The 23,702-nt window shown below is 34.2% G+C and carries 13 protein-coding genes; 9 read left to right on the forward strand and 4 right to left on the reverse strand.

All coding sequences use genetic code 11. The features are described from left to right. Positions 1–14: 14 nt before the first annotated feature. Both IPO86_11800 and IPO86_11805 read right to left on the reverse strand, forming a co-directional pair. Positions 15–3,143, reverse strand: coding sequence for a SusC/RagA family TonB-linked outer membrane protein (locus tag IPO86_11800; protein MBK9728789.1), 3,129 nt, complete (start codon positions 3,141–3,143; stop codon positions 15–17). Between the two features lie 201 nt (positions 3,144–3,344). Then, the gene (locus tag IPO86_11805; protein ID MBK9728790.1) at positions 3,345–4,058 is read right to left on the reverse strand and encodes a pyridoxine 5'-phosphate synthase; all 714 of its coding nucleotides are present in this window, start codon (positions 4,056–4,058) and stop codon (positions 3,345–3,347) included. A gap of 23 nt (positions 4,059–4,081) precedes the next feature. Between IPO86_11805 and IPO86_11810 the strand changes: the two genes are divergently transcribed. Genes IPO86_11810 through IPO86_11820 form a run of 3 tightly spaced genes read left to right on the forward strand, consistent with a single transcriptional unit; the run spans position 4,082 to position 6,422 of the window. Continuing rightward, positions 4,082–4,954 (forward strand): CPBP family intramembrane metalloprotease, encoded by an 873-nt coding sequence (locus tag IPO86_11810; protein MBK9728791.1) that lies wholly within the window; start codon positions 4,082–4,084, stop codon positions 4,952–4,954. Further along, complete coding sequence (locus tag IPO86_11815; protein ID MBK9728792.1) at positions 4,947–5,759, forward strand: phosphatidate cytidylyltransferase; 813 nt, start codon at positions 4,947–4,949, stop codon at positions 5,757–5,759. Before IPO86_11810 ends, IPO86_11815 begins: the two co-directional genes overlap by 8 nt. Positions 5,760–5,771: 12 nt before the next feature. Then, positions 5,772–6,422 carry a phosphatidylserine decarboxylase family protein gene (locus IPO86_11820; protein ID MBK9728793.1) on the forward strand — a complete coding sequence of 217 codons (651 nt, stop codon included), beginning with the start codon at positions 5,772–5,774 and terminating at the stop codon, positions 6,420–6,422. 135 nt (positions 6,423–6,557) lie between these two features. On the opposite strand, the gene lysS is transcribed toward IPO86_11820, so the two are convergent. Then, positions 6,558–8,069, reverse strand: coding sequence for a lysine--tRNA ligase (gene lysS / locus IPO86_11825; GenBank protein ID MBK9728794.1), 1,512 nt, complete (start codon positions 8,067–8,069; stop codon positions 6,558–6,560). A 715-nt stretch (positions 8,070–8,784) separates the two neighbouring features. Here lysS and IPO86_11830 point away from each other — a divergent pair. From IPO86_11830 to IPO86_11840, 3 genes are read left to right on the forward strand one after another with little or no spacing between them, the layout of a single operon-like run. Further along, the gene (locus IPO86_11830; protein ID MBK9728795.1) at positions 8,785–9,852 is read left to right on the forward strand and encodes an efflux RND transporter periplasmic adaptor subunit; all 1,068 of its coding nucleotides are present in this window, start codon (positions 8,785–8,787) and stop codon (positions 9,850–9,852) included. Continuing rightward, a complete protein-coding gene (locus IPO86_11835) occupies positions 9,845–12,922 on the forward strand; it encodes an efflux RND transporter permease subunit (protein ID MBK9728796.1) in 3,078 nt (1,025 codons plus the stop codon). Before IPO86_11830 ends, IPO86_11835 begins: the two co-directional genes overlap by 8 nt. Continuing rightward, complete coding sequence (locus IPO86_11840; protein MBK9728797.1) at positions 12,903–14,204, forward strand: TolC family protein; 1,302 nt, start codon at positions 12,903–12,905, stop codon at positions 14,202–14,204. The genes IPO86_11835 and IPO86_11840 overlap by 20 nt, the downstream gene beginning before the upstream one ends. 76 nt (positions 14,205–14,280) lie before the next feature. On the opposite strand, the gene IPO86_11845 is transcribed toward IPO86_11840, so the two are convergent. After that, complete coding sequence (locus tag IPO86_11845; protein ID MBK9728798.1) at positions 14,281–16,527, reverse strand: hypothetical protein; 2,247 nt, start codon at positions 16,525–16,527, stop codon at positions 14,281–14,283. Positions 16,528–16,827: 300 nt separating this feature from the next. Between IPO86_11845 and IPO86_11850 the strand changes: the two genes are divergently transcribed. The 3 genes from IPO86_11850 to IPO86_11860 all read left to right on the forward strand — a co-directional run bounded on the left by IPO86_11850 (position 16,828) and on the right by IPO86_11860 (position 23,650). After that, positions 16,828–21,852, forward strand: a complete 5,025-nt coding sequence (locus IPO86_11850; GenBank protein MBK9728799.1) for a gliding motility-associated C-terminal domain-containing protein — start codon at positions 16,828–16,830, stop codon at positions 21,850–21,852. A 210-nt stretch (positions 21,853–22,062) separates the two neighbouring features. Further along, the gene (locus tag IPO86_11855; GenBank protein MBK9728800.1) at positions 22,063–22,887 is read left to right on the forward strand and encodes a hypothetical protein; all 825 of its coding nucleotides are present in this window, start codon (positions 22,063–22,065) and stop codon (positions 22,885–22,887) included. Between the two features lie 265 nt (positions 22,888–23,152). Continuing rightward, positions 23,153–23,650 (forward strand): heme-binding domain-containing protein, encoded by a 498-nt coding sequence (locus tag IPO86_11860; GenBank protein ID MBK9728801.1) that lies wholly within the window; start codon positions 23,153–23,155, stop codon positions 23,648–23,650. Positions 23,651–23,702: the final 52 nt, after the last annotated feature.

A 23,702-nucleotide genomic window follows, 5' to 3' on the forward strand; every position in this document is an offset into this window, starting at 1 on the left:
AATAAATTAATAAATTAATATTTAAAATTTACAGTAATCCCGTAACTTGAACTAGATGGAGCAGAGGAGAACTCTCCAAGCTGACGATCTAATGAAGTACCGAATGTATTTGATTCAGGATCCACAAAATGATTATCAGATGGCGTCCATATAGCTAAATTTCTTCCCCAAACTGAGATTGAATTCAAATGAAACATAGAGCCTTTAACAAGGTTAAAATTAGGGCTCCAAGTCAAGGAAACATTTCTCAATTTAAAGAAGGTTTTATCTAATACGTGATTGTACTCATAAGATGGTGTTGCTCCATAATATGTAAATACATCTGCTCTTGATATCGGTGTTGTATTTTCTGAAAATGTTCCATCCCCATTATCAATTACAGAATTTGGTACAATCCAAGGTTCTCTGTCATTGTATTGTGTATTATAAGCATTCCCAACAAAATAATTTAATCTTGCGGTATAAGAATAAAAAAGTCCTCCTTTTCTATAATCACAATTTGCACCTAATGTCCATGACTTATAACGTAAACTTGTACCTATGCCTGTGATAAAGTCAGGATTTATGGTACCTCTATATACTTTTTCTTCACTTTGCAATGGCAAGCCAGTGGCACCATTTACAATAATATTGCCGTTTGGATCTCTTTTTACGTCAGGCGTATAAATGGTACCAACAGGTTTACCAATTTCCGCTCTTAATTCCGTATTATAAACATCATTCAATAATAAACTGGTAGATGTATCAACTCCTAATGACAATACTTTATTTGTGTTTTTAGAGTAATTCCAACTTACTGACCATTCAAAATTCTTTGTACGAATAGGAACTAAATCTAGTAAAAGTTCGATTCCAGTATTTTGGATTTCACCTAGGTTTACAACTTGAAATCTGTAACCTGATGTTGGATCAATATCTATTTCAATAATTTGATCATTTGTTCTTTTATCATACCAAGAGAAATCTACTCCAATTCTTTTTGAAAATAAATTTGCTTCAACTCCAAATTCAAGTTCATCTGTTATTTCTGGCTTTAAATTAGGGTTACCAATACGATCTCCTACTTCAAACGAGTTTACGCCACCAATTGGAAAATTTACAAATCCAAAACCACCAGCTCTTGATTGTGCTCCCGCGTAAACAGGGTTAATTCTGTATGGCTTTGCATCATTGCCTGTAAAAGCATATCCTGCTCTGAGTTTAAGATAATTAAACATGGTAGGTAAGGTAAATCCTTCAGATAAAACAGCTCCTACTGTAAAGCCTGGGTAGAAAAATGAATTATTCTCTTTTGGCAAGGTACTAGACCAGTCATTCCGAGCTTGTGCGCCTAAATATAACCAATTATTAAAACCTAAAGTCGCCGTACCATAAACACCAATGAGTCTCCGTTTTTCATAAATTGTATTCGTAACGGGCTGTGTAGTTGTATTTGACAAATTGTAAAATCCTGGTATTGACAAATTGGTAACTTCTGTTGAAAATGAACGGAAATCAGATTGGTTTGCATTATGGCCCGCCAATAAACTTAAATCCCATGAGGAATTTAATGGAATGTCATAGGTAAGAAAGAAATCTGAATTTAATTGCTTATTTGTAATGTTAGCTTCTGCCACTTTACCAACCACATCATTTGCAGGATCATTAGGAGATCCAGCTGTAATTCTAGCTACGTTTCCATATTCTAATATAGTTGCATTCCCATAATCACCTCCAACTCTCCAATTTACTTTAAAATTTTTAAATAAATCGTAGGTAAATTGCATATTACCTATTACCCTATTTTCATTAAAATTATTACCTGTTTCATTTAAAATGAAATATGGATTCTGTGCGTATAAAGTATGGAAATTATCTAAGTTATAAAACTTATTCTTATAATCCGCATAATCCAAAATTGAATGATCTCTTGGCACTTGAATAATTTCTTGCCAAATAACTTTTCCTGCACCAGCATCATCTCCTTGACCACTTGCTACTGCATCCAAGTTTTTAACGATAAAATTAACACCAGTGCTAATCGTTAACTTTTTAAAGGAAGTACCTCCATTAAAAGAGAAGCTGTTTCTAACCAATTTATCTTTATCAAGTGGTATAATTCCATCAGAATTTAAATAAGAATAGCCGAGTCTAAAACTTGAGGATTCATTTCCACCACTAATTCCGAAGGAATGATCTTGCGTTTGACCAACTTCTAAAAAATCTTTTTGATTATCTTCAAGTACAACAAATGGCTTTAGCAGTTGTGAATTATCTACGACATTACCCCATAAGCGATCTCTACCATCTGCTCTAGGTCCCCAACTTCCATTTTCTTCATAGGCAAATAAACCACTCCATCCTTGTCCATAAGAATTTTGCAAATGTGGAACTCTCAAAACCCTGGATTGGGAATAGGAGCCACTATATTCAACTGATAGTTTCTCGTTTTTCTTTCCAGATTTTGTAGTCACTAAAATTACACCTGCAGCGCCCCGGCTTCCATATAAAGCTGTTGCAGCACTACCTCTCAAAATGGATACATTTTCAATATCATTCGGATTCAAATCACTAAATTGATTACCATAATCTGCAGATCTATTAAAATCATCTGAAGAATTATTTGTGTTTGTAATCCCATTATTGGTTCTATTGTTAACTGGAACTCCATCAACAACCATTAACGGCTCTGTCCGGCCTGTGACGCTGGCAAATCCACGAATGGATATCGAAGATGATGCTCCTGGGGAACCAGAATTGGTTTGAATCGTCAACCCAGGAACCCTCCCGGAGAGTGCATCCAAAACATTTGAATTTCGAGTTTGCGTAATCGTTGCATTATTTACGCTTGATGATGCATAACCGAGTGTTTTCTTTTCCTTAGAAATACCAAGGGCTGTAACCACTGCTTCTTCTAACAACACGCCTTCTTCCAATGACACATCAATTAAATTTGATGTAGCCAATGAAATTTCTTGAGAATTATATCCTATGTAGCTAATAACTACGACGTTTACCCCACTGGGTAAGCTTAAGGAATAATTCCCATTAATGTCTGTAACAGTTCCTGCATCGGTGCCTTTACCCAACACATTGGCCCCTATTAAGGGATTTCCACCTTTATCAGTAATAGTTCCTTTAATCATCCGTTGGGCATGTGCCATTTGCAGGATGATGAAAAGGGACAGAAAAACGAATAAAACTTTCTTCATAATTTGCTAAGTTTTAGTTTGCTTAATTTATTGTTAACCCCCAAAGATACTAGTCTTTGTAAATTCCAAAAGAAATTGGTTAAGAAAATCTTAAGTTTTTTTCAATAAATTATACATTATTTATAACCATATTTATAAATATCTATATAACAACTATTTAAGACATTTTAAGTACATTGGAATCACATTTTCCAAACCCAAATAAATAGCATCACAGACCAAAGAATGACCGATTGACACCTCCAAAAGATTGCTTAATTGCTGTTTATAGTATTTTAAATTCTGTAAATTAAGATCATGACCAGCATTTATACCTATACCTAATTCAGCCGCTCTATCCGCTACCAAAATGTGATTTTTAACTGCCACTTCCTGGTCTGATTCATAGGTCTTGGCATAATCCCCGGTATATAATTCAATACGATCTGCTTCCACTTCTTTAGCCCAAATTAGCATCTCTGGATCTGGATCCATAAAAAGAGAAACCCGAATGCCTATGTCTTTAAACCGCTTGATAATAGGAATCAGGAATTCTCTATGAGTCTCGATATCCCAACCTTGATCAGAGGTTAATACATTCGGTGCATCGGGCACTAAAGTTACCTGGGCCGGTTTGTTTTTACAAACTAAGTCAATAAATTCAGGAGTTGGAAAACCCTCGATATTAAATTCTGTTTTTAAAACAGCTTTAAGGAGCGGAATATCAGAATACCGAATATGACGTTGGTCTGGTCTTGGATGTACGGTTATGCCTTCCGCTCCAAAACGCTCACAATCAAGGGCCACTTTTATTAAATCCGGAAGATTCCCGCCTCTTGAATTTCTTATTAATGCAATTTTATTGATATTTACGCTCAGTCTGGTCATAAAATTCCGGGTTTATTAAATAAATGGTCAAAAATAATGGGATCTCGTTGCTTTTTTTTGTTGGATTTGTAATCCTTGGGTTATTAGCCAGCAATCTGTTGGTTTTAGGGTCCTATCTACTAAAAGGTGGAACCTTTGCTATAGCCTTGCAATCTTCAGATGCAATTCTACAATCTATGAATGCATCAGAGTTACTCATATCTCAACTTTGCAGTCAGGTGTTTTCTCTTATTTTACCTGCTTTTCTTTATGCGAAGTTTAATCAAAATTTCAAAAAGGACTTAAATCATCAAATTTTTCGAATAGATTCCTTCATTCTGTTTTTAATCTTTTTCATAAGCTGTATTCCATTGGTAGGATTTAGCGCTTATCTTAATCAGTTAATCACTTTTCCAGAATGGATGAGTACTAATGAAAACCGTTTAAATGAGTTCATTCTTAAAATGCTTGACTTTAAATCTATTGGTGATTTAATTATAGGAATCATTGTAATTGCATTAATTCCTGCTATTGCTGAAGAATGGGTTTTTCGTGGAATTTTACAGAATCAATTCATTCGATGGACTCATAAACGATGGCTGAGTATAATCATTGGTGCTATAATTTTTTCAGCCATTCATATGCAATTTCAAGGGTTTTTACCCAGATTTGTTTTAGGTTTCGCTCTTGGATTTGTTTATTTATTTAGTGGAAATCTATGGTATTCAATACTTCTTCATTTTCTAAATAATGGAATTCAGGTAGTTGCTGCTTATTTATATAAAGAGGAATTAACAAAACAAATGGAAGCTAAACCAGAGATGCCAAATTTATTAGGATTGAATATTAGTTTATTCATAATGCTCTTTACTGCTTATCTTATTATTTCAAAATACAATTTAAACAAACATGTTTAAAAGGAGCATTACCGGTGCAATCCTCGGACTTACTATAATAATAGGTCTGCTATACACATTCTGGTCGGCTGCATGTATCTTTTTAATAATTCTCTTATTTTCTACCCTTGAGTGGTTTGTACATTTTACAAAAAAACAAGGAGTATTTCAGTCTGCTTTTTTTGTAAGCATTCAAGCAATCATTGGCTTACTCCTATTGAATCTTATCCTTGTCCACGAAGTTACTTTTCCTTATGATTTAATTCTTAAATTGAATGTAATTGTAGTTTTTATATTATTTTTATTTGGATATTCTTTATTCTTAAAAACAGAATACTCGTTTTATTATGCCTGGTATGCTGGAATTTTTTATATAGGATTACCAATTCTGGTGGGAATCGCATTTTTATATCAAGACTATAATGCTCATAAGTATATTATATTAGGCCTTATAATTCTGAATTGGAGCAATGATACCTTTGCTTATATTACTGGAAGATGGATCGGCAAAACACTCATGGCACCTGATATTTCTCCAAAAAAAACCATCGAAGGAGCTTTTGGAGGATTGTGCGCAGCCATCCTTGCGGCATGGATTGTAAATGAGTATTTATTTATCCATTCGTTTCCCTTTATTAAGATACTATTTTTAGGAATTGGGGTTTGGCTTTCTGGGACTATTGGGGATCTATATGAATCTAAAATGAAACGTCTTGCAGGTATCAAAGACAGTGGCAATCTATTACCAGGACATGGTGGATTTCTAGATCGATTCGATAGTTTTTTTTATATAATACCAGTAGGTATTTTTATTTTGTTATTTTAATTATTAATAAATATGTACATTCATAAGGAAGGTAAAATCTGGGTTTTGAGCTCATTGATTTTATATGTTATTTTGATTCAGATCGTTCAACATTTTGTTGCTATTTTATTCTGGCCAATAGTAATTCTGTATGGTATTTTCTTTTGTCTTATTCTGAATTTTTTCAGAAATCCAATTCGCAAAATTCCTGAAATTAATGATTCCATTGTTTATGCACCTGCAGATGGTAAAGTTGTTGTTATTGAAGAAGTAATGGAAACAGAATATTTTAAAGACAAACGTAAATTGGTTAGTATTTTTATGAACCCTCTTAATGTTCATAGTAATCGGTATCCAATTTCTGGAGTTGTGAAATATTCTAAATATCATCCCGGAAAATATCTTGTTGCCTGGCATCCAAAATCTTCAACCGAAAACGAACGCACAACTGTAGTTGTAGAGCGAAAAGATGGAGTGCAAATTTTAATGCGTCAAATTGCAGGTGCACTAGCCCGTAGAATTTGCTGCTATGCTAAAGCCGGTGAAACCGCTGTACAAGGTGAAGACTTTGGTTTTATTAAATTCGGCTCAAGAGTGGATCTCTATTTACCATTGCAGGCTGAAATTAAAGTCACATTAAATCAGGTTGTAAAAGGTAATTTAGATGTGATTGCTAAAATTTAAAACCAGACCTGTTAAGTTTTATTAGGCTATCTACCGTATCCAACTTTAGTTTAGACTAGCAAAATTTATAAACTAGCAGAACCCTTTTAGAAAACAACTTCTACTATTTACTAGCTAACAAACGCTATCAGGCTCTTATATTTTAATTGGCTTCATTTGTGGGAAAAGCAAGACTTCCTGAATAGCTTCCTGACCGGTGAGCATCATGGTAAGTCTATCAATTCCAATGCCCAATCCAGATGTTGGTGGCATTCCATATTCCAATGATAAAAGAAAATCTTCATCCATGGCCATCGCTTCTTCATCACCGCGTGCTGCTAATTGTAATTGATCTTCAAAACGCTGACGTTGGTCTATTGGATCATTTAATTCTGTGTATGCATTCGCAATTTCTTTTGAATTAACATACAATTCAAATCGCTCCACTAATCTTGCTTTTGTTCTATGCTTTTTGGCTAGCGGAGTCATTTCAATAGGATAATCAATAATATAGGTGGGCTGAATTAAAACATGTTCTACCAATTCAGAAAAGATTACATCAATTAATTTACCAGAACCCATGGATTCATCAATTTCCAGATGTTTGGATTTACAAAATGCTTTTAATTCAGATTCTGATTTACCTTCAACATCAAATCCTGCATACTCATTAATTGCATCATACATGCTTAATCTGCGGAAAGGCTTTTTGAAATCTATTTCATAGTCCCCTATCATCACTGTTGTTTTCTCATTTACGGCTAAAACAACTTTTTCCAACATGGTTTCCACCATTTCCATCATCCAGATATAATCTTTGTATGCAACATATATTTCCATGGAAGTAAACTCCGGATTATGGGTTCGATCCATGCCTTCATTTCGGAACATTTTACCAAATTCATAAACTCCATCAAAACCACCAACAATCAAACGCTTTAAATATAATTCATTAGCAATTCTTAGAAATAGAGGTATATCTAATGCATTGTGATGTGTTTTAAAAGGTCTTGCAGCTGCACCTCCATGAATACTTTGCAAAACAGGTGTTTCTACTTCCAACCAACCTTGCGTATTAAAATAATTACGCATCTCCTGAATAATATGTGTGCGCTTTAAAAAAATTGAACGAACATGGGGGTTGACTATTAAATCTACATAACGATGGCGATACCGCTGCTCTGGATCTGTAAATGCATCATGCTTATTGCCTTCTGCATCCACTTTAACAATCGGCAATGGATGTAAAGATTTACTTAATAGCTTGAATTCAGAAACATGTACAGAAATTTCTCCTACTTTAGTCCGAAATACATATCCAGAAATTCCAATAAAATCTCCAATATCAATTAATTTCTTAAATAAGACATCATAAATCGTTTTGTCTTCATCAGGACAAACCTCATCCCGCTTTATATAAAATTGAATTTTACCTTCACTATCTTGCAATTCGGCAAAACACGCTTTGCCCATATCTCTAACCATCATTAATCTTCCCGCTAATCGCACCTCCTTAAATGCGTCTGGATGCGTATCGAAATTCTTTTTTATATGAAGTGAAAAGGCATTCACATCATATGCTTCAGGTGGATATGGATTAATCCCTAAATTTCTTATTTCCGCCAAAGAATTCCTGCGGATAATTTCTTGCTCACTAAGATTCTGCATATTGAATATTGAATCTGCAAATATAAACCGAAATCTTTAAAAACAAAGGAGCTTCCGATGCCCTTATCTCTAATTGATTCACAGGATCCCTTTATTGCATGGATGTTTCGTGCATTTCTTGTTTGCATACATGGTGGGATTTGCAAAGTTCTATTTAAGCTAGAATCCTTGTAAACTATTCTTAATTTTATTTCTATTTCAGAAACTGTAAGTTTTATAATTTATTGCAGCGCTTTTGTAGTGGTAATTTTAAGCCTCCTTCTAAAAAATAAATCCAATATTCCTGGAATATTGATTGGTGCTATAATTAATATAGCAGGATTGTTGATTACTTTATATGCATCTGGAAGCTTACCAACAGTTTTTGAACATATGTTAATCATACTAGGTATCTGCATGGTTTCAATGGCGATTAATACTATGGCACTATTGCGCGTCCAGGGAACTAAAAACAATTTTGAATTTGGAATATTTTTCAGAATTTTCTTTATCTGGATATTTAATGAGTCTCATTTTACATAGTTCACGGCATGTTCTAAATACTTGCATATACATGCTATTCTTATTGACCGCTCTATTTATTTATAAATCTTTCAGATTTTATAAAACCGGAACGCCTTTTAATTGTTTCTAACATTTATTAAGCATAGCCGGGCATTCCATAAATGAAAGTCCAGGTCTCGAATATGTGATTTAAATCTTTTTTATAAAAAAAATGAAAAAATTAGCAATTATTATTATACTTATAATAGCAGTTCTTGCCTGTATAAAGTATTTTATTATCGATGGCAGTTCATCACAAATGAAGGCAATAAAACCAGGAGGAGGTCAAGCTGCAATGAATATTCAAGCGCTCATCACTAAATCTGAGATTGTTAAAAATTCACTTTTTTCAACAGGAACCATACTTGCAAATGAGTCGGTTCAATTGGTGCCGGAAACTTCAGGCAAGATTATGAAACTAAATTTACCAGAAGGCAAGAATATCCAAAAAGGCGAATTATTGTTGAAAATTAATGATTCTGAACTTCAGGCTCAATTAAGAAAACTAAAAACTGAAGAGCTTCTTGCAATTGAAAAAGAATCTCGTCAAAAGAAACTTTTTGAAATTAATAGTGTCAGTAAAGATGAATATGAATCGGCACTCAACAATCTTCAATTGATTCGTGCAGATCAGGAAATAATTAAAACACAAATTGCAAAAACTGAATTAAGAGCACCCTTTAACGGTAGATTAGGTTTCAAAAACGTAAGTGAGGGATCCTATGTATCTACTGCTGTCGTAGTTGCCAATTTACACCAATTGGATCCGGTAAAAATTGATTTTTCAATTCCTGAGCGTTATGCTAAGTTAGTACAATTAGGGCGTTCTATTTACTTTAAAAGTGATGTTTCGGATAAAATGACAGAAGCCAAAATAATAGCCATTGAACCTGTAATAAATGAATCCACCAGAAGTTTAAAAATAAGAGCGCAATGTCCAAATAAACAAAACATGCTACTTGCAGGATCTTTTGTTCGGATTGAAATCAATCTGTTAGATCAAGAAAAAAGTATTCTGATTCCAACGGAAGCATTAATTCCAATACTAAAAGCCTATAAGGTATTTGTTTATAAAAGTGGCAAGGCTGCGGAAGTAAAAGTAATTACTGGCTTAAGAACGGAAACGCAAGTTCAGATTACAGAAGGATTACAGGAAGGAGATACACTTATAACAAGTGGAATTATGCAACTTAAAGCAGGGAGTCCTGTAAAAATAGTATCAATTACAGACCATGAGTAATTTTTCACACATTTTCATAAAAAGGCCTGTTTTAGCAATTGTAGTAAATTTGATCATCGTGTTATTTGGTGCGATTGGATATAGCTTTTTAGGTATCCGTGAGTTTCCATCAATTGATCCCCCTGTAATTACCGTGCGTACGAATTATGCTGGTGCAAATGCAGATATCATTGAATCTCAGATTTCGGAACCACTGGAAAAAGCGATCAATGGTATTGAAGGGATTCGATCGATATCATCATCAAGCAGTCAGGGAATGAGCAGCATTACTGTTGAATTTGAATTAAGTTCAAATATGGAAGCAGCTGCAAATGATGTGCGCGATAAGGTTTCTCAAGCAGTAAGACAATTACCAGCCGATATTGATGGCTTGCCTACGGTTACTAAATCTGATGCCAGCTCAGATGCCATAATATCCATGACGATTCGAAGTGATTCCCGGAGTCATTTAGAAATAAGTGATTATGCTGAAAATGTATTAGCGCAACGATTTATTACAATTCCCGGGGTAAGCAATGTGCAAATTTGGGGTCAAAAAAAATATGCGATGCGGATTTGGATGGATCCAAATAAACTTGCATCTTTTAAACTTACACCACTCGATGTCCAACAAGCAATAAGTCGGGAAAATGTTGAATTACCATCTGGTAAAATTTCTGGAAACCAAACTGAACTAACCGTAAAAACCTCCGGTAAGCTTAGTAAAGAAGTTGAATTTAATAAGCTTATTATCAAAAGTATTGAAGGAAATAACATTCGTTTAAGAGATATTGGGTATGCACAATTGGGTCCAGAAAACGAAGAAACAATTTTGCGGGAAAGTAATGTGCCGATGATTGGAATTGGGGTGATTCCTCAACCGGGTTCTAATTATATTGACATTGCGGATGCATTTTATAAACGGATGGATCAAATCCGTACAGAACTTCCAAAAGATTATTCTTTGAATATTTCTTTGGATAATACAAAGTTTATTAAACAGTCTGTGACGGAAGTTGCAGAAACTATCCTAATAGCGATTCTTCTCGTCATTTTAATAATTTATTTATTTTTCAGAGACTGGTTAGTTTCATTTCGACCTTTGATTGACATTCCTGTTTCCTTAATTGGGGCATTTTTCATAATGTACCTTTTAGGATTTTCCGTTAATATTTTAACATTGCTTGCAATTGTTTTAGCTACCGGACTTGTAGTTGATGATGGCATTGTAGTCACTGAAAATATTTATAAAAAAGTAGAGAAAGGCCTATCCCCTATGCAAGCAGCATTTCAGGGATCGTCTGAAATCTTTTTTGCTGTGATTTCTACATCGATTACACTGGCTGTAGTATTTCTTCCAGTAATTTTTATGGAAGGATTTGTCGGCCGTTTATTTCGAGAATTTGGAATTGTAATTGCTGGTGCTGTATTAATATCGGCTTTCGTCTCCTTGACTTTAACGCCTATGTTAAATGCCCGATTGATTCGAAAACATAATAAAAAAAGCCGTTTTTATGAATGGTCTGAACCTTTTTACCAAAAGATGGAAAATGGATTTAAGAATTCTTTAGCTGGCTTTTTAACAAAACGATATATTGCGGTTATTGTGATTTTAACTTGTATCAGTTTAATCTATTTTATTGGAAAATCCATCCCATCAGAATTAGCTCCATTAGAAGACCGAAGTTGGTTGCGTTTACAAGTTTCAGCTCCTGAAGGTTCGTCTTATGAATATACGGATCATTTTATGAAACAATTATCTGATTTTATAAGTGATTCTATACCAGAAAAACAAGTGTGTTTAACGGTAACGGCACCTGGATTTACAGGATCAGGAGCCGTTAATTCAGGATTTGTGAGATTGCGATTATTTGACCCTGATGATCGTCAACGATCACAACAGCAGATTGCAGCATATCTTACAAAAATGACATCCAATTTTACAGCTGCCCGAACCTTTGTTATACAAGAACAAACCATCTCTACAGGTGGTGGTGGCCCCAGAGGTGGTTTACCAGTACAGTTTGTTTTGCAAGCTCCAAACTTTGAGAAACTGAAAGAAGTGATCCCGAAATTTATGGAGGAAGCTAATAAAAGTAAAATATTTCAAGGCACCGATGTAAATCTTAAATTTAATCGCCCGGAAATCTCTATAAATATTGATAAAGAAAAAGCAAGAGCTTTGGGAGTATCGACTTTAGATATTGCACAAACTTTACAAATGGCTTATAGCGGACAACGTTTTGGTTATTTTCCTATCAATGGAAAACAGTATCAGATTATAGGCCAGGTGACTCGTGAAAACAGAGATGAACCCATTGATCTCAAATCATATTTTATCCGAAATTCAACAGGTCAATTAATTCAATTGGATAATATTGCAACATTGGAAGAGAATAGTAATCCGCCACAACTATATCATTACAATAGATATATGTCTGCCACAGTATCCGCAGGATTAGCACCAGGTTTTACAATTGCTGATGGAATCACAGAAATGAAACGAATTGCAGCTACTCAATTGGATGATAGTTTTTCAACTGCATTAACGGGCGCCTCCAGAGATTTTGATGAAAGTTCGTCGAATGTTTGGTTTGCTTTTATTTTGGCTTTAGTATTAATCTACTTAGTTCTATCAGCACAATTTGAAAGCTTTATTGATCCTTTTATTATTATGATAACGGTGCCTCTTGCAATCGCTGGAGCCTTATTAAGTTTATGGTATTTTAATCAGACGCTTAATATTTTTAGTCAGATTGGAATTATTATGTTGATAGGTTTAGTTACAAAAAATGGAATCTTAATTGTGGAATTTGCAAATCAATTACAAAGACAAGGCAAATCCAAGGCAGAAGCTATACAAGAAGCTGCCGTCATGCGCTTACGTCCAATCCTAATGACTAGTATTGCAACGGCCTTAGGAGCGATGCCGATTGCTCTTGCATTAGGCGCTGGAGCAAAAAGCAGAATGGGAATGGGTATTGTTGTAGTAGGCGGTGTGTTGTTTTCACTTATTTTAAGCTTGTATGTTATTCCAGCGATTTATTCATATTTATCAAAGTCGAAAAAGCATGATGAAGTTTTCATTTAGTTTATTGTTTTTGTTTTTTATATTCGACTGCACTGGACAAGAAATTTTAACTATAAAACAGGCCATCGCAATTGGATTAGAAAACAATTACAGCATTCGAATGATTCGCAATGAATCTGAAATTGCTAAAAATAATAATAGTCGTGGTAATGCTGGAATGCTTCCTGAACTTAGCTTCAATAGTGGGTTGAATTATTCTGGAAATAATACTAAACAAGAATTTGTAACAGGAAATGAAGTTGATAAAAAAGGCGCGCAGTCCAACAATATAAATGCCGGTATTAATTTAAATTGGACTGTATTTGATGGCATGAAAATGTTTATCACCCGCAACAAACTTAAAGAACTAGAAAACTTAAGCAATCTGAATGTAAAAATACAATTAGAAAACACAGTTGCTGCTATTATCAGTGCCTATTATAGTATTGTCAAACAAAAACAATTGTATCTGAATAATAATTCCTTACTTAGTATTTACGAAGAGCGAAGTAAAATAGCTAAAACAAAATGGGAAATTGGAAGCGCAGCCAAAACTGATTTCTTACAAGCGCAGTTAGATTTAAACGAACAAAAAGCTTTCAGATTGAGCTTACAAACGGAATTAAAAAATTTGAAATTGAAGCTTAATATAATTCTTGCCAGAAATCCTATTACCGATTTTGATGTGATTGATAGTATAGAAGTAAATACAGCTATAACACTTTCGACAATAAATATTGATGTGCCAAAAACGAATACCACCGTTTCATATTATCAAACGAATATTTCTGTTGCAGAATATCTTATTAATGAAAATCAAGCTTTACGTTATCCAAATTTAAGTTTTAATGCAACTTATAACTTTAATAGAACAAAGAATCAGGCGGGCTTTTTATTATATAACCAAAATCTCGGATGGAGCACTGGCTTCAATGCAAGCTGGAATTTATTTAATGGCAATTATGTAAACCGAAATATTCAAAACGCTAAGGTGTCTCTTAAAAATGCTCAAATTTATTTGGAGAACACTTTGGTTGAATTAAAAAACAATATTCAAAATGCATATAATAACTATTCAACAGCAATAGAATCCATGAAATTAGAAGTCGAGAATGCTATTCTTGCTGAAGAAAACATGAATTTGATGTTGGGTCGTTTTCGAGCTGGTAGTGCAAGTTCTTTAGAATTAAAAGAAGCTCAAAAAACTTTTGAAGACGTCCAAACAAGATTATTACAAGCAAAGTTTGATGCTAAAATAGCGGAAACAGAATTGTTAAAACTCAATGGTGAATTGGTTAAATAAAAAGACTTTAAGCCTGTCGGTATCAATTTTTAAAATACCCACTTCGTAAATTTTACATATCAGATTTTATTCGCCTTTAATTTTCAATTACGCAAATTTTTCTGGCGACATAATCGGTTCCTTGTTCGAAAATCAAGAAATACAATCCAGTATGTTTTGGAGAATTCAAAGTATATTTTTGAACACCCGGCTCCATGTAAATAGTATTTTGATAAATCTGTTTTCCGTAGATATCAATCCATCGATATTGAATTGTTGAATGAGACTCCACTATATTTTCAAAACCAATAAACGAGTTGGCCGTTGAACGAATTAAATTTGGTGTAAACAAATGAGCTAGTATATTAGATTGATCCATTGAAAATTCAAAATCAGAATCCGTACGATCTTCTAAGCGCTTTGTTGGTGGGACCCAAATTTTAAAAAAATCAGCACAAACGGTATCCTTAAAAATACATGTTGAATCGTTTACAGACCACTCAAAACAATAATATCCATATTGACTTACCTTTACTTTTGATTTTGGGTCAGTTTGTTTATATATAAATGCATTTGCGGGACCAGAGATCAACTTCCAAAAACTATTTTTATATGGAATCGCATTTAAACTGGCAGTTAAGCCTAATTTTTTAAAATCCCTACCTGCATTAAAAATAGGTAGCGAAATGGTAATACATTTTTCACAACTTATACCACAATCGGTTTCATAGAAATAACAAATTTTACCCGTATCTTTTGGGTTCAATAGCCATTTCACAATAACTGCATTGGAGTCAGGTCGGGATGTTATGATACCGCCATCTACAGTCCAGGTAAATAAAACAGGTTTGGTACCATGTACAAAACTGTCTAGCCAATAAATACCTGGTTCTTCAAAGCAATTTATTGTATTTCCGATTAAAGGATAGCATATAGGTTTTAAATCTTCTTCTTTAAATGTTTCACAAAATGTTTTCGAACATAAAGCAAACGAACCGAAAAGATCTACCTTGACATTCACTTCCACACAATAATCTTGTGTTATTGAATATACCAAAAGCCTTTCATCCGTGCTTATGGTCTTTTTGTTAATATCGTTTTTATTATACCACCTGTAATCAAAAGCATAGCTTTCTCCTACATTACAGGGCAGTAGAATACTAATATTTGGAGATATTTCAACCATTCCTCCTAAGCATTGCACTCTCCAATTGGGTGCAAAATCCACATTGATAGCTGTTAATAAAATGGAGCTATCGCATTTATATTTTTCGGTTGTATTTGGTAAATTAATTTGAAAATGATCCTTACAAGGTGCTTGAGCATTCCCATTGGGATCAATATAAGCTTTATTATCACAGCTTATATAAAATACATCCGCTGGTATTGGTGCATCCAAAACCACATAGGTTCCTGATTCTATTTGTTTACAGCAAGTTGAATCTACAAATTCACAACGGTAGGTTCCATCTGGTTTATACACACAGCTGGAATCTTTTGTAGAATTTCCATTCAAAACTTCCCAACATACATAGCGAATCTGATTTGTTTTTTCGACAAAATTCCTAACTTTAACTTTTATACATTGCGGGCCTTCTGCAGAACAAATAGAACCACTTTGAGTATTTCCAATAAAAGCTGATACACAAATATTAAAATCTCCAACATTAGGAAAGTCCAAATTCAATTTATTTGAATTTCCCCCTACTTCATTACCTTCCAAAGTCCAAACATAATTAGGATTACATCCTCCAGGTTGAGGATCAACATAAAATGGGTAATTGCAAGCACCTGCACATATAGAATCAATTAATTTTGAAGGTAGATTATTAATAAAGCCAATTGGTTTTAGCACTGGTGGACCACCGCCTGAGGTATTAAATGTAAAGTCACAAATATCTCCGCTACAACCATCCAGCCATATATAATAGTTCTTACAAGGTACAAGCGTAGCCTGAATAGTTGTAGAGCTACCCGGCGGCACACAGGGAATAGATACACATGCAACTTCTTCACCGCAATTGCAGTCACCCCAAATTCCAAATTGCAATCCTTGGTTGGTGGTGCAAGCTCCAATATTTAGTGTTACAGTAATCATCCCACCTTGGGTTACAAATCCCCACCAACTCGTATTATGCCCAACCCCACCCATAGAACACAACGGATTACAAGGGCTCGGTACCGTGCTTGGATTATTGCATGCATAACCATTTAATTCATCCAGTGAACACAGAACACTTGACCACTCACACTCTTCTGCAGCTGGAGGTGTACATTGGGATTTAGTTGTATTTAAAAATAAAAATTGAAAGCCTAAAAGCAGAAAAACAGCAATTCTAAGCATGGTTTATGTTTTAAAGTAGATATCAAATCTAATGAAATTGCTGCCTACATGCTAATAATAATTCAAATAATTTAATTTTAAGCATTTCTTGTCTACCACATTCATGATAAGTTCAAATTATTCTGACGATATACAATCCCAGCATCAAAGCACTTGTTTTTTGCAACAAGCATCTCCACAAAATACAATACGACCACCTGTTTTTCAATTTTAAATCAATATTAATTCGAATTCCTGTGCTACCCAAAATCCATTGAATCACTATCTTTGTGTAACTTACAACAGTTTAATTTAACCAGCTTGAGAGTAGTATACATACTTCTGTTATGTTCATTCCACCTATTTTGCATTGCGCAATGCCCTGATATAACAGAAACGAATACAATACCCAATTGCATTCCATCTTGTGAATTGTGTTCCGGTGGCAAAATTACAATCAGCTTAAAAGGAGGTGACCTCCCACATAATGGTAAGATCGATTACTTTGCCGACATAAACGCAGGATTTAACCCTTATAATGGTCAGGGTGTTAAAATTGGAAGTGCTAATATTCTTACACCAAATCCTAAATGTCGGGTATGCCCTGTTTTATTAGGCTTTATGATCGATGCTTGTGGAACTGAAGCCAAAAATGAGTTTATGATTATTTGGACTGGAAGTGGGCTAAATACTTCAGATTTTAATTTTGACTTTGCACCCCAAAACAATACCGGTGGAGGCTCAAATGCTGATATTGGTCCGGGAGGTTGTGGAATTGCATCCGGCAATCCAGGTCTGGTTGGCGGTTGCTCGCCAATCGCAGTGGGTGCTAATTTTGACCTGCCAGCAAATGCAATTTGGGTTGTCTTCACCAGCGCTACTGCATTCACAAATTATGACTTTACCTCCGTGTGCGGACTCACCTGTAAAATCTACGTGTCAGCAAGTACCTGTGACCGTACAATTGGTGCCTTTTCAAATTTTGATGCCACTCCGGGGAATCGAACTCAAGTTATGACCATCACGGGTTGTGCTTGCTCTACAAATGCTAGCTTTGATATACCCGGTTCATTAACTGGGAATGGTGACTTTTGGGCAGAAGGAAGTATTGTAAATAACGGTTGCGCTACCCCATCTTTTAATCAACCTAATTACACTCCTGCAACAAGTACCGTTGACCCGTTTATGTATACAATTCCTGCAAGTTGGTGTGATAAAACATACGAAATTGTTGGAATTGTAAATCCAAAACCAGATGTTCTTTGCTGTATGGAAGAATTTACGGAACGGATCACCGTCGTTGTAAAATGTCCAAAAGCAAATCCTGCAAGCATAGAAAGTTGCGAGACAATGAATGGTCAAAGCATCTTTATTTTGGAAGATGCAAATACAGATGTGTTAGGAGGTTCAAATGGCACCGTTGAATATTATAAAGATATGGCGGGCACCATGCGAATTAACTCTCCCTATACTTCCGGGAATACTACCATTTATGCAAAAATTGTGGATGGAACTTGTAACTCAAATCTTGTTGCAGTAAATTTAAAAGTCCTCCTCTTACCAATTGCAAAAGCTGCATCTGATGAAGCTTGTGATGATGGTAGTGGATTTGCTAGTTTTGATTTAAATAATCTGGAACGAATAATTCAAAATGGAAATACTGCATCTACAGTACAATTCTATTTAGATGTGAATAAGAATATTCCTATTAGCTCTCCCTTTCTAACAACAAGTACAACAATTTATGCTACACTGTTTGATGGCAAATGCGAATCTAAACCAGTTGCTATCATTTTAACTGTGCTCAAAACACCCACTGCGGATACAGCAGTAGCAAATGCTTGTCCTGAAGCAGATGGTAAAGCAACTTTTACACTTTTAGATTTAATCCCAAAAATTATTAATGGCCAAACAGGAGTGACCGTTGTATTTTATGAAGATGATATTACCACAAAGAAAATCATTCCTCCATATCACAGTGGAACAGATACAATTTATGTAGTTGTGTCTAATGCCAAATGCAGCTCTGAAGTGTTGCCGATTTACTTAAATGTTAATGCATTAACCGGCATACCAAACTTAACTGATAAAACCTGTGCCAATAGCAATGGTTTGGCAATATTCGATCTAATCAATATATCCAATCTTCTTAAAAAAGGGGATACCACTATTTCAATAAAATGGTATGATGATACACTACAAACAAACCAATTAATACCACCCGTTACAATTAGCGGAAAAGATACTATATATGCATTTTTAAATAAAGACTCCTGTAAATCAAAAGCAATTCCAATCCTTCTGGAAGCTGTAAAACGACCCACAGCAAATTCTGCGAGCATGACATTGTGCGTTGATACTAGTGGAAAAACAAATTTCGATTTGCGTATTTTAATTGATAGTATTAATGCTGGGAGTGGGTTACCTGTAATCTTTGCAAAAGATAGTTTCTTTACAAATATTGTTTCGAGTCCTTATTTTAGTAATCAGGATACTTTATATGCAATCACATCCGATGGAAACTGCAATAGTTTGGCTGTAATTGTTTATTTAAATACGATAAAATCCCCTTTATATAGTAAACCTAATGATACCATCGTTTGCAACTATTTTGTTTTAGAACCATTTAATGGATTTCAACTAACTGCCCAGGCATCCTACTTTTCAAGCTATGGAAATCAAGGGCCTGTATTATATGCAGGTGATACTATCTTTAAAAATACGCTCATCTATTTTTATGATCAACAAGGAAATTGTATAGAGCAAGATAGTTTTAAAGTGGATATCATAAACGGCCCATATGCTGGACTCGATCAAATGATTTCGGTTTGTGAAGGAAGCCAGGTAGATCTCCTGAATTATTTGATTCAGGGGCAAGCCGGAGGAAACTTTATTGACCTTGCAAATTCTGGTAGTTTGAATGGAACTATTTTTAATACATCCGGACACAATGGAAAAACATTTAATTTTCAATACATATTAAATGGGAATTCATTTTGTGCTGGAGATACTGCAATCATTCAAGTAAGTATAGTTCAAAAATTAAGTGCTGGATTAGATACCACTTTAACGATTTGTGAAGACGAAGTGATAGATCTCAGTACCTTGTTGCGAAATTATAATGCTGGAGGAATATTTTCAGATTTAAAAAACACCGGTGCATTGTCCACCCGATTTTGGGATGCACAAATTTCTAGTACCGGACAATACATCATAAACTATGAAACTGGCGATGGTATAACCTGTCCGAAAGATCTTGCACAGATCACCCTTGATGTACTGCCTAAAATTACCATTGATACCATCCTTGGGCATTCACTACAAGGCTGTGATTATGTAATACTTCCACCCATTACAGGAAAAAACACAGCAACGAGAACTTCCTATTTTAGTGGACCGTTTGGCACAAAAACGCAATACAATCCTGGAGACACTATTCGCCAAAGTATGTGGATGTTTGTTTATGGAAATGACACTGCATTTTGCAGTGACCACACCTACTTCATCATTGCCATAAATTTAATTCCAACTGCCTCAAAAAACACCTTTGTTTTATGTCCTGGTGATAGTTTGAAAATTCAAAATACAATTTACAATAATTTAAATCCTTCTGGAACAGAAAGATTTCCAAATGCTGCTACAAATGGATGCGACAGTCTTGCAGATATTGAAGTGCGTTTTTATCCAGATGCAAGAAGTATTATAAATCAACAATTATGTGAGACGGAAGCCATAACCATTAATAATAGAATATACGATCAAAACAATCCAAAAGGTCAGGAAATTATTATAGGTGGAAGTATGAATGGCTGCGATAGTATCATCGATATTGATTTGAAATTCATCCCAACAAGTAATTTTAATTATTTCGGATCTCTATGTGAAAGTCAATCGGTAATCGTAAATGGTAAAGCATATAATGCCCTCAATTTAACTGGAACCGATACATTAAAAAATGCATCCGTTCTTGGTTGTGATAGTATCGTCCAAATTTTATTTCAATTAAATAAAACATCTACTTTCATTTACAGGAATACAATTTGTAAAAATGATAGCATCGTATTAGCAGGCACGGTTTTCAATAAAAATCGACAAGCAATTCTTGATACCTTACCAAGTCAATCTTATAATGGTTGTGATAGTATTCGGGACATACAAATTCAGTTTTTTCAAGATGCGGTCGGTTCTTATCAAACCACATTGTGCAGCAATCAAAGCGTAACGATTAATGGTACTGTTTATAGTAAAAACAAATCCAGTGGACAAGAAATTATTAAAAATGGATCCGTTAACGGATGTGATAGCATGGTTAATGTGCTCCTGTTTTTTAAATCTGTGGTAAGTTCCATTTCTACAAGTTCCATCTGTGAAAATGAAAGTATTCAAATTAATGGCAAGACATACAATCAAGCAAATGCTTCTGGTATTGATACATTATATGGTCAGGCTCTGGGTGGCTGTGACAGTATCGTGCGTATCAATATAATTTTCAAACATGGAAGTTCAGGATTCTATCAAGCTACGATTTGTGAAAATGATACCATTTACCTAAATGGCAAACCATATTATAAGAACATTAGTTCTGCTATTGATACTTTAAAGGGTTTCGCCACAAATGGATGTGATTCGATATTAACGATTCAGTTATTATTAAATCCAAATAAGCAAGGTTTTATAAAAGATACCTTGTGTCCAGACGAATCCATTTTAATCAACGGCAAGACTTATAATGCAAACAATAAAAAAGGAATTGAATATTTGTCAACATCCTCTGGTTGCGATTCGATTATAAATATAGATTTACAATTTTCAAATTTGGAATTAATTTATGAGTCAGAACTTATAATTCCACCGGGTTCCAGTTATACAATCTCTATTAATCCTAACTTTTCACCAGCAAAAATTGTTTGGTCCCCAGTTCTAGGTTTAAGTTGTAGCGATTGTTTGAACCCAATTATAAATCCATCTGCAAACACAATTTACGTGGTTGAAATTACAGATGAAAATGGTTGCATTGTACTTGCTCAAATAAGTGTTAAAATTGAAATTGATGATAACAGTTGGGTCCCCAATGTTTTTTCGCCAAATGGAGACAACATTAATGATCTTTTTAAAGTAATAAGTTCAAATCCAGCGATACAAATTCAGGATTTTGCAATTTTTGATCGTTGGGGAAATCAAGTATATTATGAACACAATAAGACAATCGCAGATCATCGTGGCTGGGATGGAAATTCTTTAAGCCAAGAAAAATTAAATCCTGGAGTTTTTGTTTATTATATTAGACTATTAATTCCTGGTGGACATGAAAAAATATTATATGGGGATATTAATTTAATTAAATAATAAAATCCTTACACAGCCTTGATTCTTTAAATTCTGGGAAATTTACTTCTCTACTCTGAATCCCTAATGCTAGCTTAACCACAAACATTCATTGAGTTAACTAACACCTTAGTTTTAAAATTTAAGAGGATGCCGTTTAAACGGAACGTATAAGTTATAGTCTATATACTTGTGCGAAAATTTACTCGTTCAATAAAAAATTTAAATTTTATGAAACACAATTTAAAATTTGGCTTCTGCCTCATGATGGCTTTAATATTTTTGAGCGCTTGCAAGAAAGATGATGACTTCGTAATTAGTGAATTTATAGTTATTTCTGAAGATCTTACAACACAACAAGAGCTCCTAGAAGACAATGAATTAGAAATAACAGAACAAATCGAAACTGGTTTGCAATCTTTAATGACTCGTGGATTTCCAACCCGAAGCTGGTCAAATACAAAAGGAACGTATCCAAATATACTTACTATTGACTATGGAACAGCAGGTGTAACCAGCAATAATGGACGCATAAGAAAAGGTAAAATAATAGTCCAACTTTCTGCGCCTATTACTTCAACAGGAGCTGAAAGGATTGTAAGTCATGAAGATTTTTTTATTGACGATGTCAAAATAACAGGAATGGTGATTTTAACAAATCAAGGGCAAAATGCGCTATCACAGAATCTGTTCCTTCGGACTGTAACTGGGAGAGTATTATCATTTCCAACAGGTAAAACAATTCGTTGGAATGCTTTACAAACTTTAACTCAACTAGAAGGAAGCAATACTCCTAATCTAAAAAGTGATGATGAATGGTCCATCCTGGGAACTTCTTCTGGTGTGACTCGTTCCGGAAAAATTTTCAATACAAGTACAACTGTAGCATTAATTAGTAGATTTTCCTGTCCTTGGATTGTAAAAGGAATTAGCAACTTAACTTTTGAATCAAATGCTTTTAGTATAGATTTTGGCGATGGGACTTGCAATAATGCAGCTACATTGATTCTTCCAAATGGGTATACAAAAGAATTCTATTTCAGAAGATGGTGGTAGCCCACTATATAAAATACTTTAAAAACAACATTCAAACTTCTATCTTTATATTTCAAATACTGAGCTAAGGATTATATAATTATTCCTTAACTGAATTTAGAATATACTTAAAACTAAAGTAGTATCTTTGAAATATTGTATTTACAGCTTTATCCAACAGGCGCTAAATTTATCTATTATTTTCAAACAAAATAATTTGATAAAACGTTGCAATTAGAGTTGTAGATATTAGCTCGTATAAAATGATAAAGTTAAAACCATCAGCATGTTAAAAAAAATTGGAATCGGATTAGCAATTGCATTACTATTAATACAATTTATTCAAATTGATAAAACAATTATAGCCGATGAGACGTACCACATGAATACAAAATACCAAATACCAGAAGATGTTTCCAAAATCTTAAAAAATGCATGTAATAATTGCCATAGTAATTCTGCTAATTATCCTTGGTATAGTTATATACAACCAGTTGGATGGTGGCTTCAAAATCATATTAATGAAGGTCGACAGAAACTCAATTTTTCCAAATTTACCAATGCATCTATAGCTAGACAAAATCATAAATTTGAAGAAATCATAGAAATGGTAAAAGAAAAAGAAATGCCTTTACCTTCCTATACATATTTAGGCTTACACCCAGAAGCAAAAATGACAGATGCACAACGCGTAACTATAACTAGCTGGGCACAATCACAAATGGAGTATTTGGCAACTCAATTTCCTCCCGACAGTTTGTTGTTAAAAAAACGAATTCAATAAAGAATTTTAATATTGTGCATTCAGTCGGCTTTAGCTGTATACTGTAATACTC

This window comes from Saprospiraceae bacterium (genome assembly GCA_016717265.1).
GTDB lineage: Bacteria > Bacteroidota > Bacteroidia > Chitinophagales > Saprospiraceae > Vicinibacter.

Bases quoted from the DNA above. Each gene is read 5' to 3' on its own strand.
- IPO86_11800 (MBK9728789.1), bottom strand. From the start codon at position 3,143: ATGGCACATGCCCAACGGATGATTAAAGGAACTATTACTGATAAAGGT.
- IPO86_11805 (MBK9728790.1), bottom strand. From the start codon at position 4,058: ATGACCAGACTGAGCGTAAATATCAATAAAATTGCATTAATAAGAAAT.
- IPO86_11810 (MBK9728791.1), top strand. From the start codon at position 4,082: ATGGTCAAAAATAATGGGATCTCGTTGCTTTTTTTTGTTGGATTTGTA.
- IPO86_11815 (MBK9728792.1), top strand. From the start codon at position 4,947: ATGTTTAAAAGGAGCATTACCGGTGCAATCCTCGGACTTACTATAATA.
- IPO86_11820 (MBK9728793.1), top strand. From the start codon at position 5,772: ATGTACATTCATAAGGAAGGTAAAATCTGGGTTTTGAGCTCATTGATT.
- lysS (MBK9728794.1), bottom strand. From the start codon at position 8,069: ATGCAGAATCTTAGTGAGCAAGAAATTATCCGCAGGAATTCTTTGGCG.
- IPO86_11830 (MBK9728795.1), top strand. From the start codon at position 8,785: ATGAAAAAATTAGCAATTATTATTATACTTATAATAGCAGTTCTTGCC.
- IPO86_11835 (MBK9728796.1), top strand. From the start codon at position 9,845: ATGAGTAATTTTTCACACATTTTCATAAAAAGGCCTGTTTTAGCAATT.
- IPO86_11840 (MBK9728797.1), top strand. From the start codon at position 12,903: ATGATGAAGTTTTCATTTAGTTTATTGTTTTTGTTTTTTATATTCGAC.
- IPO86_11845 (MBK9728798.1), bottom strand. From the start codon at position 16,527: ATGCTTAGAATTGCTGTTTTTCTGCTTTTAGGCTTTCAATTTTTATTT.
- IPO86_11855 (MBK9728800.1), top strand. From the start codon at position 22,063: ATGAAACACAATTTAAAATTTGGCTTCTGCCTCATGATGGCTTTAATA.
- IPO86_11860 (MBK9728801.1), top strand. From the start codon at position 23,153: ATGTTAAAAAAAATTGGAATCGGATTAGCAATTGCATTACTATTAATA.